Here is a 15,923-nt window from a genome sequence, read left to right as displayed (position 1 = left end):
TTTCCCCGGCGGTGTCCGCCCTACTGCTTCTTCTTCATGTTCCAGAACATCGGCACCGGCCCGTCGAGCTGGTCGGTGATCGTGGTGCGCATGGCGACGGGCATGATGTACTGGCCGAGATTGGCGTACATCGGATATTCCGACGCGCGCACCTGGATGGCGATCGCCAGTTCCTTGCGCTCGGCCTCGGCGGTCGCCCTTGAGTAAGCATCGCGCAGCTTTTCCATCTGCGGATCGCACGGCCAGCCGACATTGGCCTTCTCGCAGGTCGCCGCGATGTACGACATCATGATCGGATCGAGCAGGTCGGCCGACACCCAGGTGGTGATGAAGGCGTGCCAGCCGCCCTTGTCCGGCGCCTCCTTGCGGGTGCGCCGCGACAGCACGGTCTGCCAGTCCATCGCCTGCATGTCGACGGTGAAGCCGCCGCGCTCCAGCAGCGACTTCACGATCGGCGTCAGCCGGCCGGTCTGGGTATCGGTGGCGAACAGCAGCACGACCGGCGTGCCGTCATAGCCTTCCTGCTTCAGGATCTCCTTCGACTTGGCGAAGTCGGAGTTCAGCTTGTCCTCGAAACCCTTGTCGGTGGCGAACGGCGTGCCGCAGATGAACAGCGCCTTGCACTCCTTGTAGTACTTCTCGTCGCCGAAGCCCGCGATCAGGAAGTCCTTCTGGTTCAGCGCATAGAGCGCCGCCTGACGTATCCTGGCATTGTCGAACGGCTTGTGCAGCGTGTTGAAGCGGAGGTTCATCTGGCCTCCGAGCTTGTTGTAGTTGCCGATGACGATGTTCTTGTCCTTCGCGAGCAGCGGCAACAGCTCGATCTCGGGCTGGTCGATATAATCGATCTCCCCGTTCAGCAGCGCGTTCACCGCGGTCTGGGCATCGGTGATGTTGAGCCATTCGACCCGGTCGACATTGACCACCTTGCCGCCGGCCAGGCCCGAGGCCGGCTCGCTGCGCGGCTTGTAGTCCTTGAACTTGTCGTAGACCGTCTTCTCGCCGGGCCGCCACAGGTCCTTGCGGAAGACGAAGGGCCCCGAGCCGGTGGGGTCGCTGATCTGCACGTTGTTCGGCGTGGCGGCCACCCGCTTGGGCATGATGAAGGGCACGGTGGAGCTCGGCTTGCCCAGCGACTCCAGCACCAGGCCGTAGGGCTCCGTCAGGACCATCGTGAAGGTCTTGTCGTCGACCGGCTTCAGCTCCTTCACCAGCGAGAAGAGCTTCTGCCCCATCGCGTCCTTGGGCGCCCAGCGCTGCAGCGAGGCGATGCAGTCGGCCGAGGTCACCGGCGCGCCGTCGTGGAACTTGAGTCCGTCGCGCAGGGTGAAGGTGTAGGTGAGCTTGTCGTCGCTGATCTTCCAGCCTTCGAGCATCTGCGGCTTCACGACGAGGTTCTCGTCCATCGCCAGCAACGTGTCGTAGACCATGTAGCCGTAGTTTCGGACGTTGTAGGCCGAGGTCCAGATCGGATCGATGATCTTGATGTCGGCATGCATGACGGCGCGGATCGTCTGCGCGTGCGCCGACGCCTGCACCGAAAGCGACAACAATGCGGTTGCCGCCGCCCCAAGTGCCCACTTCATGGCCCGCATGTCCGCCCCCCTGTTCGTTCCCGCATCACCTTTCATATCGAACGCAATCAGCATGCCATTCCGCGATCCGCGCGAGCGGTGCTAACCTCGCGGGCAACGGAGGAAACCAATGTCCGACTGGCAAAATCGCTACCAGCGCCTGCTGTTCGACCGCCCTCACCCCAAGGTGCTGCGGGTCACGATGAACCGGCCCGAGAAGTACAATGCGACGGACGCGATCATGCATCGCGAGCTGGTCGACGTGTGGCGCGACATCGACGGCGATGACACGGTCAACTGCGTGATCATCCAGGGCGCGGGCGGCAAGGTGTTCTCGGCCGGCGGCGATTTCGACATCATCGAAAACAACATCCGGGACCACAACGCGCTGCTGCGCACCTGGAAGGAAGCGCGCGACATCGTCTACAACGTCATCAACTGCTCCAAGCCGATCGTCAGTACGATGCGCGGACCTGCGGTCGGCGCAGGCCTCGTCGCCGGTATCCTGGCCGACGTCTCGATCGCCTCGAAGAAGGCCAAGATCATCGACGGCCACACCCGCCTCGGCGTTGCCGCCGGCGACCATGCCTGCATCGTCTGGCCCCTGCTCTGCGGCATGGCCAAGGCGAAGTACTACCTGCTGCTCTGCGAAGCCGTCGATGGCGAGGAAGCCGAGCGCATCGGCCTGGTGTCGCTCTGCGTCGAGGACGACCAACTCGAAGCCAAGGGGCTGGAGGTGGCGACCAAGCTGGCCGAGGGCGCCCAGACATCGATCCGCTTCACCAAGTACGCGCTGAACAACTGGCTGCGCATGATGGGCCCGACCTTCGACACATCGCTCGGCCTCGAGATGCTGGGCTTCCTGGGACCGGACGTGAAGGAAGGCCTCGCCTCTCACCTGGAGAAGCGCAAGCCGAAATTCGATCCGTATTCGCCGATTTAGTTGTCGTCCTGAGCGCCAGCGAAGGACCTCACCGAACGATCAGACACTGACCGCAAAAACCTGGTGCGTATCGAACGGGAGATCCTTCGCTGCGCTCAGGATGACAAAGGGCAGAGAGATGCGCGGACTGGACGGAAAGAACGTCATCGTGACGGGCGGTGCCGGTGCCATCGGCAGCGCCATCTGCCGGCGCTTCGCGGGCTACGGCGCGCGGGTCGGGGTGTTCGACAAGAACCTCGAGGGCGCGAGGAAAGTCGCCGACGAGATCAAGGGGTACGCTTCCGGCGTCGACATCGCCGACTACCAGGCGGTCGGTGCGGCGATCGCCGAATTCGAACGCGCCGCCGGCCCGACCGACATCCTGGTGAACAATGCCGGGTGGGACCGTTTCGCGAATTTCATCGATACGACGCCCGAGCTGTGGGACCAGCTGATCGCCATCAACCTGCGCGGGCCCCTCAACATGAGCCACGTCGTGCTGAAGGGCATGGTGGCGCGCGGCAGCGGACGCATCGTCAACATCGCCTCGGACGCGGGCCGGGTCGGCTCCTCGCAGGAGGCCGTCTATTCCGCCTGCAAGGGCGGCATCATCGCCTTCACCAAGACCGTGGCGCGCGAGGTCGCGCGCAAGGGCATCACCCTCAACGCGGTCTGTCCCGGCCCGACCGACACGCCGCTGCTGGCTGCCGTCGCCGGCGACGACGAGCGCGGCCAGAAGGTGCGCGCTGCCCTGGTGGGCGCGATCCCGATGAAGCGTGTCGGTCAGCCCGAGGATATACCCGGCGCCGTCTGCTTCCTGGCGAGCGACGACGCGAGTTTCATTACCGGGCAGACGATCAGCGTCTCCGGTGGTCTCACCATGCATGGATGAAGGAGCAAACCCGATGAGCGAATTGTGGATCCAGCCGACCGGCGCGGCGCTCGCTGCCGACGTGCACGGCGTCGACCTCTCGAAGCCGGTCAGCGATGAGGTGTTTGCGCGCATCGCCGACGCCTGGGGCGAGCATCTGGTGCTGCGCTTTTCGGGCCAGAGACTCGACGACCGCATGCTGATGAAGTTCAGCGCCCGCTTCGGTGAACTCGACCGGGTGCCCGTCGCCGCCGCCAGCCTCGACCGCGCCGATTCGGACGTGATCGACGAGGCACGCGAATGGGTGGCGGTGATCGCCAGCGTGAAGAAGGACGGCAAGGCCGTCGGCAGCCTCGGCAACTACGAACTCGTCTGGCACACCGACATGTCCTACAACGCGCTACCGCCTCGGGCGTCGCTGCTGTATGCGCTCGAAGTTCCCGCCGATGGCGGGAATACCGGCTTCCTCAACATGTATGCGGCCTACGAAACCCTGTCGCCCGAGCTGAAGCGCGCGGTCGAGGGCAAGACCTGCATCCACGATTCCAGCCGCAATTCGGCCGGCGAATTGCGCAAGGGATTCCAGCGCACGGTCGACGTGCGCCAGACGCCGGGCGCCGTGCATCCCCTGGTCCGGCTGCATCCCGTGACGGGCCGCAAGGCACTGTTCCTCGGCCGCCGCCCCGGCGCGTACATCCATGGGCTTGAGGTCGAGGAGAGCGAGGCGTTGCTCGACGCGATCTGGGCGCATGCCACACAGGAGAAGTTCGCCTGGTACCAGAAGTGGCGCGCCGGCGATCTGGTGATGTGGGACAATCGCTGCGTCATGCACCGCCGCGACGCCTTCGACGAGAGCCTGCGCCGCCTCATGCACCGCACGCAGATCGTCGGCGAGAACGTGCTGGCGGGCTGAGCTCGATGAAGCCCCTGCTCCTCGTCGCCGGACTTCTTCTGCTCCCCGTCGCGGCAGTCGCCGCCCCTGATGCCGCACAGACGGCGGCGATCTGCGGAACACGCACGAGCTGCAAGGTCGGGAAGACCCAGGATGCCGGCAAGTCGCCTGCAGGGACGCCGCTCGCCGTCGTCGAGATACACCTCGGCCTCGCCGACAAGCCCAAGGATCAGGACGAAGGCTGCATAGACGGCAACGCGCGCGATGGTGGCGTCGAGTACTGGCTGCTGGAGAGCACTGCGGCCCCCAGGCGGGTCCTGCAGCTTTGCAACGACGGCTACGGCATGGCCGGGGTCGGCGAGGACGAGGTCGAGGTCGGCCCCGACCGCCTCGTCCATCGCCAGTCTGGCGGCTCGTCGTGGCGCTGGTCGATGGACGTGACCTATTCGCTGGTGCCCTTCCGCGCCCTGACGGAGCGGGATTGCAGCTACCACAATGTCTCCGAGCAGAGCGGCACGCTGACCGACATCGACTACCGCACGCGCCTCGTGCGGGCGCTGGCCAAGGACAGTACCCGGCGCGATCTCGGCATGGGCTGCCCTTCATGGCCCAAATCACCGCAGACCTTTGCCGCAAGGATCGACGCGGAGACGGTCGGGGCCTATCCGGTGGTGGCGCCCGGCCTGCCCGGCAAAGCGACGATTCCGGCGGCCATCGCGCTCGGCAACTGCGTGCCCGGCATGACGACGGCTGGAGACAATGGCTTCATGGTCTGGGGCACGCCTGCGGCCGGCGACCGAGCGGCCGAGATCAGGACGATCGGCGTCGGCAGCAACACGCTGATCGTGCAGGTCTTCGATCCCGTCCCCGCCGCCGCGCCTTCGGGTGGCTCGTGGATCCATCAGCCGCATCTGGAAATCTGGGTCGGCCAGAACGGCGAGGAGATCAACACCATGCCGCCGCTCGGGCAGATGACCCAGATCGGCGTCACGCTCGACGGCACCGTCCATCGCGGCCTAGGCAAGCCCAGCGCGCCGCCGAAGGTCGAGCGCTGGACGGCCCGCGACGAGCGCGGTCGCCCCGTCACCGTTCTACGCCTCGCCTGGCCGGACGAATTCGCCCTGATCAACGGCGTGACGGTCGTCTATTCGCAGGCCGAGGCCGGCAAGCAGGCCCGCCTCGTCGCGACCGCCGGCTTCGCCAACAACCGCCCGATCTACGTGCCGGATATGCTCGCTCTCGCCGGCCGGCCCTCGACGTCCGAACGCGGCCTCTGCGAGGTGCGCGACGGGCGGCTGGTGGCGATCGAGTAGATCGCTTTCAGCTGTCCGCCATGATCGAGCGGTAGATCGCGGCCTTCTGCTTCACCGGCAGGCGGTCGATGGCGGCGAACAGCCGGAGCATCATATCGCACTGGCGGACCTTCGACTGGCTCTTCAGGTCCTGGAAGGCGCGCAGGTCGGCATCGCTGAAGGGAGGCTCTGCCAGGGTGCGCGCCTGCTCGTAGGCGGTGCCCAGCTCTTCCGCCGTCGGCATCTTGTTGTCCGGATTGCCCGACTTGTAGGCCGCAATCACGGCGCGCTGGCTGTCGGCGAGCGCGGCATCGAGCGTGGGGTTGTTCGAGACCCGGTTGACGCCGGTCATCGCATAGTCGCCGCAGGCGTCGGGCGAGGCGTTCTTGAAGGCCTGCAGCGTGGGCACCGTCTTGTCGCCCCAGGCGACGATCGCCTCGTCGGTCCCCGTCACGGCGACCGGCACGATCTTCGAGCGGAAGACCGCCATGGTCGCCTTGGCGACATCCTGCAGGGTCGAGGGATCCCCCATGTTCGCACGATGCGCCCGAAAGACCGGCACGAGGTGTTTCCGCAGATCCGGCTCGATGGTGGTATCGAGTGCGAACATGTCGCCGACGGGTGGATAGCGCTTCAGGATCTCCGTGCGGATCTGCGACCAGGCATAGTCGTCGTTGGTATTGAAATAGTGCAGCTCGATGGCCGGGCGTGCGGCGATGGCGGCGCCTCCCACGATCACCGCCGCCAGGGCCGCCAGCAGCGAGCGGTTCCTGCTCGGCCGGTTCCTCGTCAGCAAGGCCACGATGCCGGCGGCGGCCGCGGCAGCGGCAACTGTTACACCCAGAAAGACGATTTCCATCAGGCTCCTGCCTCTCGAATAGAGTTGCGATCACCCCCGCCGCCATTGGCTTAACGTGCCTCCTGCAACGCGACAAGCATGACGAGCCGAGCGGATCGAGGACGTCACAAAACCAAAACGATGTCGCGCTTCTGTAGCCTACGAGAGCGATTGCAGGAGAGAGCACCTTGGTATTGATCGACGTCGCGGCGGAACTCGCGAAGCTCAAGCGCTTCGAAGGCCGCACGCACGTATCCACGCCGGCCGAACGCAAAGGCTCTTCGACGAGACTCGCCGCCTATCGCGACGCGACGATTTTCGCCAACAAATCCGCCGGCCGCGGCGCCTGGGAGCGTCATCCCGATGGCGACGAGCTCGTCTACATCCTCGAGGGCAGCGCCACGCTGCAGCTCTTCGAAGCGAGCGGCACGCGATCCATCGAGGTCGATAAGGGCAAGATGGCGATCGTGCCGGCCGGCATCTGGCACCGCTTCCACTATCCCGACGGCATCACGCTGGTGACCATCACACCGGGCACGAGCGAGTATGTCCGCCTCGATACCGGGGATCCGTCACGCGTCGAACCGGAACGCGACTGACCGATAACAGTCGGCTTGGATCGGCCCGCAATCCATGGCATCGGCGACGGCGGCTTCTGCCGCGTAGAGGCCGGTCGACTGCGAACGATCTACATAAGAAAAGCTGTCGTCACGCCCCGGCGTCAGGCGCCCGTAAGCGGTGGTCGTCACCTTGATGACACGAACCCGCCAAGGGTTCGATCGGGGGATTTACATGGCAAAGCCGCTCTGGCCGAACGTCAGCAACGTTCAGTACCGTAGCGAACGCAACTGGCCACTCGAAAGTCGCCGGCGCGAGGACGCGCGCGAGCGCTAGCCTCTGACGGCCCTGCAGCAGCGGCTCTATCAGACTGCTTTCTGGCCCGGCATTCTCAACGCACCCGCCCGCCGCAGAGGCATGGGATCCTCGAAGGCACGCGGGTATTTGTGCGGCTGCGCCGAGACCTCGTTCAACTTCTCCAACGCCTCCTCCGGAAGACGCCAGCCGCCCGCCTTCAGCGTCTCCTCCAACTGCGCCACATTGCGGGCACCGACGATGGCGCTGGTCATGAAGGGCTGATCCATCACCCAGCGCAGCGCCACCTCGGCCGGCGGTTTACCGAGTTCCTTCGCGGTGTCGAGCAGCGTCTGCAGGATCTCGCCGTGGTTGGGCGCGAAGAATTTGCTCTGAAAGCCCCAGCCTTCGGCCGAGCGGCTGCCCTGGACCTGCAGGTTGCCCGGCGTGTATTTGCCGGCGAGATAGCCGCTGCCGAGCGGCGACCAAGCCACGCAGCCCAGCCCCTTGAGCTGCAGCGCCGGCACGATCTCCTCGTCGATGTCGCGCACGACCAGGCTGTATTGCGGCTGGTAGGCCGCGAAGCGCTCCCAGCCCTTCGTGTCGCTGATCCAGAGCGCCTCCATCAGGCGCCAGGCCTCGAAATTCGAGCAGGCCGTGTAGAGGATCTTGCCGTCGCGCACGAGATCGTCGAGGGCGCGCAGCATCTCCTCGAGCGGCGTCTGATGGTCGACGTGATGGATGTAGTAGACGTCGATGTAGTCGGTCTGCAGGCGCTTCAGCGAGCCTTCGATCTGCTGCTTGATGTGCAGTCGTGACATGCCCGAATCGTTGGGCCGGCCACCCATCGGATTGAAGAACTTCGAGGCGATGATGGCGTCGGCGCGCCGGCCCTTCAGCGCCACGCCCAGCATTGTCTCGGATGTGCCGCCGACATAGGAATTGGCCGTGTCGAAGAAGGTGACGCCCGCCTCCAGGGCGGCGTTCACCATCGCGGTGGCGCCCTCCTGGTCGGCGCCGTTGCCGAAGGTCATGGTGCCCAGGCAGATCTCCGAGACTTTCAGGCCGGCACGGCCGAGATTGCGGTAGTCCATGCGCTTTCCTCCGTCATCCGGCACAGAGACTACGCCGTCCTGCGGTGACGAAGGAATGATCGTGCCTGGAAATGCGTATTGACCCGGCCCCAGGGACCGCCCTCATAAGGCTTGCGATCAACATCAGACGAGGTCGATCGTGAGCCAATTCCTGAACGCATCCGACGCCGCCCGCCATCTCGGTATCTCCGCCAAGGCGCTGCGCCTCTACGAGCAGCGGGGCCTGCTCGCGCCCGTGCGCTCGGACGCAGGCTGGCGGGCCTACGGGCCAGCGGACCTGGAGCGGGGCTCTGAGATCGTGGCCCTGCGGTCTCTGGGTTTCAGCTTGGCCCAGGTGGCGCGCATCCTGAAGGGCGATGCGAGCGGCCTCGAACCGGCGCTCGCCGGCCACGAGGCAACGCTCGAGGCGCGGCTGCGCGAGGTGGTCGCGGCTCTGGACGGCGTGCGTGCCCTGCGCGGCGACCTCGCGCGTGGCGGCGCGCCAAGCGCATCCGATGTCACCCGCACGCTCGTCCCGACGCCCGGGCTCCACGTCGCGTTCGACCTTCCCTGGCCGTGGGGCGGCGAGCCCTTCGAGCTGCGTAACATCCGCCCCCTCACCTACATCACCGGCCCCCTGGGCAGCGGCAAGACCCGGCTGGCGATGCGGATTGCCGACGAACTCGACGGTGTCTTCCTGGGCCTCGATCGCGCGGCAGATCCGGCGCTTCAGTCGAAGATCGAGCCGACGGTCGGCCTGCTCGTTCAGGACGGCGCCACCGATACGCCGGCCCTCAGGGCCCTGCTCGGCGGTCTGGAAGCGTCGACGCCCGTCGTCGTCGACCTCATCGAACAGGGCCTCGACAGGGCGACGCAGGAAGCGCTGATCGCCCATCTGCGCCGGCATGGTCGCGGCGAGCTGCCGCTGTTCGTGATGACGCGATCCAGTTCGATCCTGGATCTCGATGCGCTCGGCCCCGACGAGACGGTGCTTCTCTGCCCGGCCAACCATGCGCCCCCGTTCCGCGTCGCGCCCTATCCCGGCACGCCGGGCTACGAGGCGCTGGCTTCCTGCCTCGCGACGCCGGAAGTCCGGGCGCGCAGCGAAGGCGTCATTGCCGTGCGGCGATGACCGGCCTCAATTTCGAGTACATCGCGTAGTGCCAATAAGGGCCGCCATGATCGTCGAGGCCCATGATGTTGTCCTGCATGACATAGGTGAAGTCCTGCGGGGTCGCGGCAACGATCTCGACATTACCAGGCAGGTTCTGGAGCACCGGATCGTTCTTCGCGCCGAACATGTGCAGGAGATGGATCTTCTCGGCGGTGCTCGCCGCAATCGCCCGCAGGAGTTCGCTCGACACCCTGTCCACATAGTCCGGAGCGGGCTCCTCGCCCGCGCAATACGCCGGGTCGAATTTGCAATGCATCGGGATCGTGTCGAGGACCAGGCGGTTGCTCGTTTCGAGCCGGGCGCGGATCACCTTGTCCTTCGGGTCGAGTTCGACCTCGGGAAAGGTCGAGGCCATCCAGTCGCGGACGCTGCGCAGGCGTGCGGGCGCGGCGACATGGCGTTCCTTGTAGTACTGCGCATAGCCCAGGACGATGACGTCGCCGGGGCGGATCTGGTCCTTGATCCGCCGCATCGTGACCAGCGCATTGGCCCACGAGTAGCCGGCCAGCGCGTGGAGCTGCACGGAGGCGCCGGGAAATTCCGTCTGCAGCAGGAAGGCGAAGGTCTGCTGGTCGTTGACGCCGTCGCCGAACACGTAGGAATCGCCCAGCACGAAGATCCGGCGGGCCGCATCAGCCGGCGCGTTGCCGGTGAACCTCGTTCCGTCCAGGTTGATCGTCACCACCGCGTCGAGATGCTCGACCTTTCCCTGGCGCATGCCGCTGTAGCGGAAGATGTATCGCCCCGGATTGGCGCGATACCCCTGCTCGGCATCCTCGGCAAAGAACCCGGCCGGCAGCCGCGTCATGCGCCGGTAGGTCGCCGGATCGGGAAACGATCCGGGCAGCAGCCAGCTCAAGCCTGTGCGCAGCGCCAGCAGGATCGCGGGCTCCGATGGCGGCCCCGGTAGAGCGGCAATCCTGTCCTTGTTGACGGCATAGAGGAACGCCGAGGAGCCGATCTCCAGCGCGACCAGGACGATGGCCGCCAGGATCGCGTAGAAGATCGCTTTCTTCGGGCCGATCACGCGCTGCTCGACTCAGAGGCCGAGCATCGCCTTGGCCAGGACGTTGCGCTGCACTTCCGAGGAGCCGCCGTAGATGGTCGTCTTGCGGGTGTTGAAGTAGCGCGGCGAGACGTCGTCGACATACTCGCCGCCCACCGGCACGATGTTGCTGTCGTAGTTGCGCAGCTCGGTGAACGGCGTGCCGTACCAGCCGACCGCCTCGACCGCGAGTTCGGTCACCTTCTGGCCGACCTCGGTGCCGCGCATCTTCACGACCGAGCCCATGTTGCCCGGCGCGTCGCCGGTCTTGAGGCTCGAATAGAACATGAGCTCGTTCATCTCGACGGCGTCGATCTCCATCTCGACCGCGGCCATCTTCTCGCGCCAGTTCGAATTGGCCGACAGCGGCTCGCCACCGGTCATCTGGGTCTTCGAGAGGGTCTGTAGATGGCGGAAGGCCTTGCGCAGGCGCGGGCCGAAAGCCTGCCCGCCGCGCTCGAACTCGAGCAGGTACTTGGCGTAGGTCCAGCCCCTGTTCTCCTCGCCGACGAGGTTCTCGACCGGCACCTTCACGTCGGTGAAAAACACCTGGTTGATCTCATGCCGCATCGGCGTGCGCGTACCGTCGACCATGTAGATCGGATCGAGCGTGATGCCTGGCGTCTTCATGTCGATCAGCAGGAACGAGATGCCCTCCTGGCGCTTGCCCTCGTTGGAGGTGCGGACGAGGCAGAAGATCCAGTCGGCAAAGTGGGCGTTGGTCGTCCAGATCTTCTGGCCGTTCACGACGTAGTGGTCGCCCTGCCGCTCGGCCTTGGTGCGCAGGCTGGCGAGATCGGAGCCGGAGCCCGGCTCGGAATAGCCCTGACACCACAGTTCCTCGGCGGCGGCAATCTTGGGCAGGAAGCGCTTCTTCTGCGCCTCGCTGCCGAACTTCATCAGGACGGGCGCCACCATCTTGATGCTGAACGACGAAAGATAGGGTGAGTCGGCGCGCGCCATCTCCATCTCGAAGATGAACTTCTGAGTCGAGGTCCAGCCCGTCCCGCCATATTCCTTGGGCCAGTTGGGGCAGAGCCAGCCCTTGCTGGCCAGCTTCTTCTGCCACTGGACCAGCCGTTCCTTGGAGACATGGCTGGTGCGGCTGCGCCGGCTTTCCTCGGCCACTTCCGCCGGCATGTTGGCGCTGATCCACTCGCGCACTTCCTGCTGGAAGGCCAGTTCCTGATCGTTGAAGGCTAGACGCATTTCCTTGCCCTATCTTGTCATCCTGAGCGAAGCGAAGGATCTAACGCTTCGACAGGGTATTGTGTCCGTTCCGTGAGGCCCTTCGCTTCTTCGCTCAGGACGACACTGTTTAAAGCCCCAGCATCACCTTGGACATGATCCCGCGCTGCACTTCCGACGAGCCGCCGTAGATCGTCATCTTGCGGCCGTTGAAGTAGCGCGGCGCCAGCACGTCGGCGCCCTCGGGGCCGATCGGCTCGACATTGGCGTTCCAGGCGCGCTGTTCGGGGAACGGCTGGCTGTAGTAGCCCGCGGCCTCGACGGCGTATTCCTGGACCTGCTGCATCACCTCGGTGCCGCGCAGCTTGATCATCGACGAGAGCGGGCCCGGATTCTGCCCCGACGCCAGCTTGGAATAGAACTCCTGCTCGAACATCTCGAGGCCGGAGATCTCGATGTCCATGCGCGCGAGCTTCTCGCGCCAGGCGGAGTCGGCCATGATCGAATCATCGCCTTCCGGCATCGACTGCGCCAGCCGCTTCAGCCGCTCGAAGCCCGAGCGAAGGCGCGGGCTGTAGGGATTGCCGCCGCGCTCGAACTCGAGCAGGTACTTGGCGTAGGTCCAGCCCTTGTTCTCCTCGCCGACCAGGTTCTCGACCGGCACCTTCACGTCGGTGAGGAACACCGAGTTCACTTCCTGGGTGCCGGCGCGGTTGCCGTCGGCGGTGATGATCGGCTCGACCGAGATGCCCGGCGTCTTCATGTCGATCAGCAGGAAGGAGATGCCTTCCTGCGGCTTGCCCTCGTTCGAGGTGCGCACCAGGCAGAAGATCCAGTCGGCGGTCTGCGCCAGCGTCGTCCAGGTCTTCTGGCCGTTGACGATGTAGAAGTCGCCCTCACGTACCGCCTTGGTGCGGAGCGACGCGAGGTCGGAGCCCGAGCCCGGCTCGGAATAGCCCTGGCACCAGATCAGGTCGGAGTTCAGCATCGGCGGCAGGTGGCGCGCCTTCTGCTCGGCCGAGCCGTACTTCATGATGACGGGCGCGCACATCTTGGGGCCGAACGGCGAGGTGCCGGGCGCCCCGGCCTTCGCCATCTCCATCTCGAAGATGTACTTCTGCGTCGTCGTGAAGCCCGGGCCGCCGAATTCCTTGGGCCAGCCGGTGCAGAGCCAGCCCTTCTTGGCCAGCCGCTTCTGCCAGTCGACCAGGCGCTCCTTCGGCATGTAGGCGTTTCGGCCGACCTTGATCTCGCCCTGGATCTCGGGCGTCAGGTTCTCCTTCAGCCAGTCGCGCACTTCCTGTTGGAAGGCGAGTTCTTCCTTGCCGAATGTCAGGTCCATTGGGGGCTCCTTTTAGGGTCCGGAAGGTACCGCGCCGGGTTCCGGCGCGTAAAGCGTGCGATACACTGTTCCGCAGTGCGTTCAGCCCGCAGGAAGCCGATGTCCCCACCCGTCCAGCCCGTCGTCAGTGACGAGAAACTCCCGCCCTCCGCCGAAATCGTCGTCATCGGCGCCGGCATAGCGGGCAGCACCGCCGCCTATTGGCTGGCGAAACGCGGCCACCGGGTCGCGCTGCTCGAGAAGGGCGTGATCGGCGGCGAGCAGACGAGCCGGAACTGGGGCTGGTGCCGCCAGCAGCATCGCGACCTGCGCGAACTGCCGCTCGCCATGAAGAGCCTGGAGATCTGGGGCGATCTGTCTCGTGAGCTGGGCGCCGAGACCGGCTTCCGCCGCACCGGCCTCACCTACGTCACCGACCGTCCCGGCGATTTCGCGCAGTGGGAGGAATGGACTCTGCGCGCCCGCGAGTACCAGATGCACAGCCGGGTGCTGAGCCGTGCCGAGGCCAAGGAGCTCACGCCCGGCAGCACCGGCCAGTGGATCGGCGGCGTCCATTCGCCGACCGACGGCCGCGCCGAGCCATCGCTGGCCGGACCCGCCATCGCCGAGGGCGCCCGCAAGCTCGGGGCCACGCTTCACCAGAATTGTGCGGCGCGCGGCCTCGACATCGCCGCCGGTAAGGTTGCGGGCGTCATCACCGAGCATGGGATCATCCGCACGCGGACAGTCTTGCTGGCCGGCGGCGCCTGGAGCTCCCTCTTCTGCCGCCGCCACGATCTGCGCCTGGCGCAGGCCAGCGTGCATTCGACCTCCTTCGCCACGGTGGCAGCGCCCGAGGTGACCGGCGGCGGCCTGTCGATGCCCGACGTCACGATCCGCCGCCGCCTCGACGGCGGCTATACGGTCGGCCTGGGCGGCCGTGGACTCGTCGAGCTGTCGCCGCAGGGCCTGCTCTATGCCCGCCAGTTCTGGCCAACCTTCAGGAAGCGCCGCGCCGGCCTCACCTTCGGCATCGGCCGCTCCTTCCTCGAAGGGCCGGAATCGTTCGCCAACTGGTCGTTCGATCTGGAATCGCCCTTCGAGCGCCAGCGTATGCTCGATCCCGCCGCCGATCCGGTGCTGGTCGAACGAGGCCTCACGCGCCTGGGCGATCACTATCCGGCCCTGAAGGGACTGAAGGTGGCGCATGCCTGGGGCGGCCTGATCGATTCGACGCCCGACGGCATCCCGGTAATCTCCGCCGTCGATCCCCTGTCCGGCCTCTTCCTCTCGACCGGCTATACCGGCCACGGCTTCGGCATCGGTCCCGGCGCCGGCCGACTCGCGGCCGACCTCATCTCCGGCGATCCCCCGATCGTCGATCCCACGCCCTTCCGCTACAGCCGCATGATCGACGGCACGGATCTCGGCGCGCCCGGGATGATGTAGCGCCACTCTTGTCATCGCGGGCGGGGTAACCCCCGCCCTGGAGCGAAGCAAAGGATCTCGCGCTGGCTACGGAGTCCGCTGTTCGCTCGGCAAGGTCCTTCGCTGAGCTCAGGACGACAGGAAGCGTTAGTACGTCGTTCCGGTCGGCCCATATCCCGTGATCTGCAACACGACCGGACCGTCGCGCGTCTCCGCGAAGTGCGGGTCAGCGGGCGGCTCGGTATAGAAGCTGCCCGGCGGCAGGGCCTGCAGCGCGGCAGCATCGAAGACCTTGCCGTAGCCGAAGTACCAGGTGCCGGAGATCACCGTGCCGATGCGGTCGTCGGGATGGGTATGGGCGGCGATCCGGGTGTTGGCCGGGATGCGCAGCATGATCGTGTAGAGGCCGGGTTTGGTCGGATCGCCCTTGAGCACGATCGTCTGGATCGCGGCGATGCCGGAGGTGCCCGCTCCGGCGGAGGCCGCGACCGAGAAGTCGAACTCGGCCGGCGGCTTGCGTTGCTGGACTGGCGGATCGGCAAGCGCCCCGGTCGCAACGAGCGTCAGCGCGGTCGCGAGAAGAGCGCGCTTCATACGCCGAGGAACTTCGTCGCGAGGGCAACGGTCGCGTCGGGATTCTCTTCCATGATCCAGTGGCCGGCGTTCGGCACGATGCCTTCCGTGACGTCGCTGGCGACGAAGCGCATCACGGCGGCCATCGTCGGTCCGAACGACTTCTCGCCGCCCAGCGCCAGCACCGGCATGGCAAGCTTGGTCTCGGCGAAGCGCTTGTTGTCGATCTCGTCCTGGGCGAAGGCCGCGAACTGCGCGAAACCCGCCCGCATGCCACCGGGCTGGGCGTAGCGCGCGGCGTAGAACTCGCGCGCCGCCTCGCCGAACTTCGCCGGATCGGCGGAAAATTCGTTCCAGAAGCGGTCGAGGTAGATGCGCTCGCGTCCCTCGACCAGCCGCTCGGCATCGGGGCCGCGGAAATTGAAGTGCCAGAGCAGCGGGCTGCGCAGGATCTGCTCCCACGGGCCGATGCCGGGCAGCGGCGCGTCGATGACGACGAGCTTGCCCACGTCGTTGCGATACTGGGCGGCATAGGCGTAGGCGACCATGTTGCCGATGTCGTGCGCCACGATATCGGTGCGGCCTGCCCTCAACGTCTGAAGAACCGTCCGGATGTCCTGCGCCTGGGTTGCCTTGTCGTAGCCCGAATCAGGCTTGGACGAGAGACCGAGCCCGCGCAGGTCGGGCGCGATCACCGTTCGCTTGGCCATCAGCGCGGCGGCCATCGGCCCCCACATCTCGCTGGTCTCGCCGTAACCGTGAAGCAGCAGGACCGCCGGTCCCTTGCCGCCCACCCACACGTGGATGTCTGCACCCTTCGTGGCGATCTGCTGCGCACGAAATCCGGCCGGCAGCGCCGGTACGCTCGATTCGGTCATCG

The 15,923-nt window shown here is 66.1% G+C and carries 15 protein-coding genes; 7 read left to right on the top strand and 8 right to left on the bottom strand.

The window, feature by feature from the left end:
* Positions 1-20: 20 nt before the first annotated feature.
* Complete coding sequence (locus tag ACQY78_RS02260; protein ID WP_428682336.1) at positions 21-1,595, bottom strand: ABC transporter substrate-binding protein; 1,575 nt, start codon at positions 1,593-1,595, stop codon at positions 21-23.
* A 109-nt stretch (positions 1,596-1,704) separates the two neighbouring features.
* Here ACQY78_RS02260 and ACQY78_RS02255 point away from each other — a divergent pair, with 109 nt between their 5' ends.
* The 4 genes from ACQY78_RS02255 to ACQY78_RS02240 all read left to right on the top strand — a co-directional run bounded on the left by ACQY78_RS02255 (position 1,705) and on the right by ACQY78_RS02240 (position 5,572).
* Positions 1,705-2,517: an enoyl-CoA hydratase/isomerase family protein gene (locus ACQY78_RS02255; protein ID WP_298319022.1), complete on the top strand. Its 813-nt coding sequence runs from the start codon at positions 1,705-1,707 to the stop codon at positions 2,515-2,517.
* Positions 2,518-2,617: 100 nt separating this feature from the next.
* A complete protein-coding gene (locus ACQY78_RS02250) occupies positions 2,618-3,388 on the top strand; it encodes an SDR family oxidoreductase (protein WP_428682334.1) in 771 nt (256 codons plus the stop codon).
* A gap of 13 nt (positions 3,389-3,401) precedes the next feature.
* On the top strand, positions 3,402-4,280 hold the full coding sequence (locus tag ACQY78_RS02245; protein ID WP_428682332.1) for a TauD/TfdA dioxygenase family protein: 879 nt from the start codon (positions 3,402-3,404) through the stop codon (positions 4,278-4,280).
* 5 nt (positions 4,281-4,285) lie between these two features.
* Positions 4,286-5,572: a hypothetical protein gene (locus ACQY78_RS02240; RefSeq protein ID WP_428682330.1), complete on the top strand. Its 1,287-nt coding sequence runs from the start codon at positions 4,286-4,288 to the stop codon at positions 5,570-5,572.
* Positions 5,573-5,579: 7 nt separating this feature from the next.
* On the opposite strand, the gene ACQY78_RS02235 is transcribed toward ACQY78_RS02240, so the two are convergent.
* Positions 5,580-6,410: a hypothetical protein gene (locus ACQY78_RS02235; protein WP_428682328.1), complete on the bottom strand. Its 831-nt coding sequence runs from the start codon at positions 6,408-6,410 to the stop codon at positions 5,580-5,582.
* A gap of 167 nt (positions 6,411-6,577) precedes the next feature.
* Between ACQY78_RS02235 and ACQY78_RS02230 the strand changes: the two genes are divergently transcribed.
* Positions 6,578-6,988 carry a cupin domain-containing protein gene (locus ACQY78_RS02230; protein ID WP_428682326.1) on the top strand — a complete coding sequence of 137 codons (411 nt, stop codon included), beginning with the start codon at positions 6,578-6,580 and terminating at the stop codon, positions 6,986-6,988.
* Between the two features lie 324 nt (positions 6,989-7,312).
* Here the strand turns inward: ACQY78_RS02230 and ACQY78_RS02225 are convergent, their stop codons facing one another.
* On the bottom strand, positions 7,313-8,335 hold the full coding sequence (locus tag ACQY78_RS02225) for an aldo/keto reductase (RefSeq protein WP_428682324.1): 1,023 nt from the start codon (positions 8,333-8,335) through the stop codon (positions 7,313-7,315).
* Between the two features lie 139 nt (positions 8,336-8,474).
* On the opposite strand from ACQY78_RS02225, the gene ACQY78_RS02220 reads away from it, so the two are divergent.
* A complete protein-coding gene (locus ACQY78_RS02220) occupies positions 8,475-9,446 on the top strand; it encodes a MerR family transcriptional regulator (RefSeq protein WP_428682322.1) in 972 nt (323 codons plus the stop codon).
* Here the strand turns inward: ACQY78_RS02220 and ACQY78_RS02215 are convergent.
* The 3 genes from ACQY78_RS02215 to ACQY78_RS02205 all read right to left on the bottom strand — a co-directional run bounded on the left by ACQY78_RS02215 (position 9,427) and on the right by ACQY78_RS02205 (position 13,063).
* Positions 9,427-10,515, bottom strand: a complete 1,089-nt coding sequence (locus ACQY78_RS02215) for a hypothetical protein (protein ID WP_428682320.1) — start codon at positions 10,513-10,515, stop codon at positions 9,427-9,429. The two genes, ACQY78_RS02220 and ACQY78_RS02215, sit on opposite strands and share 20 nt — an antisense overlap.
* Positions 10,516-10,527: 12 nt before the next feature.
* Positions 10,528-11,742 (bottom strand): acyl-CoA dehydrogenase family protein, encoded by a 1,215-nt coding sequence (locus ACQY78_RS02210; RefSeq protein ID WP_428682318.1) that lies wholly within the window; start codon positions 11,740-11,742, stop codon positions 10,528-10,530.
* Between the two features lie 109 nt (positions 11,743-11,851).
* Complete coding sequence (locus tag ACQY78_RS02205) at positions 11,852-13,063, bottom strand: acyl-CoA dehydrogenase family protein (protein WP_324504787.1); 1,212 nt, start codon at positions 13,061-13,063, stop codon at positions 11,852-11,854.
* 99 nt (positions 13,064-13,162) lie between these two features.
* On the opposite strand from ACQY78_RS02205, the gene ACQY78_RS02200 reads away from it, so the two are divergent.
* A complete protein-coding gene (locus ACQY78_RS02200) occupies positions 13,163-14,491 on the top strand; it encodes an NAD(P)/FAD-dependent oxidoreductase (protein ID WP_428682316.1) in 1,329 nt (442 codons plus the stop codon).
* Between the two features lie 126 nt (positions 14,492-14,617).
* Here ACQY78_RS02200 and ACQY78_RS02195 read toward each other — a convergent pair whose 3' ends face one another.
* A complete protein-coding gene (locus ACQY78_RS02195) occupies positions 14,618-15,064 on the bottom strand; it encodes a cupin domain-containing protein (RefSeq protein WP_428682314.1) in 447 nt (148 codons plus the stop codon).
* Complete coding sequence (locus ACQY78_RS02190; RefSeq protein ID WP_428682312.1) at positions 15,061-15,921, bottom strand: alpha/beta fold hydrolase; 861 nt, start codon at positions 15,919-15,921, stop codon at positions 15,061-15,063. The genes ACQY78_RS02195 and ACQY78_RS02190 overlap by 4 nt, the downstream gene beginning before the upstream one ends.
* Positions 15,922-15,923: the final 2 nt, after the last annotated feature.

The sequence above is a fragment of the Reyranella sp. genome (assembly GCF_965279625.1).
Lineage (GTDB): Bacteria > Pseudomonadota > Alphaproteobacteria > Reyranellales > Reyranellaceae > Reyranella.
The sequence above is the reverse complement of the archived record's forward strand: the minus strand, read 5'-3'. Positions and strand labels throughout refer to the sequence as shown.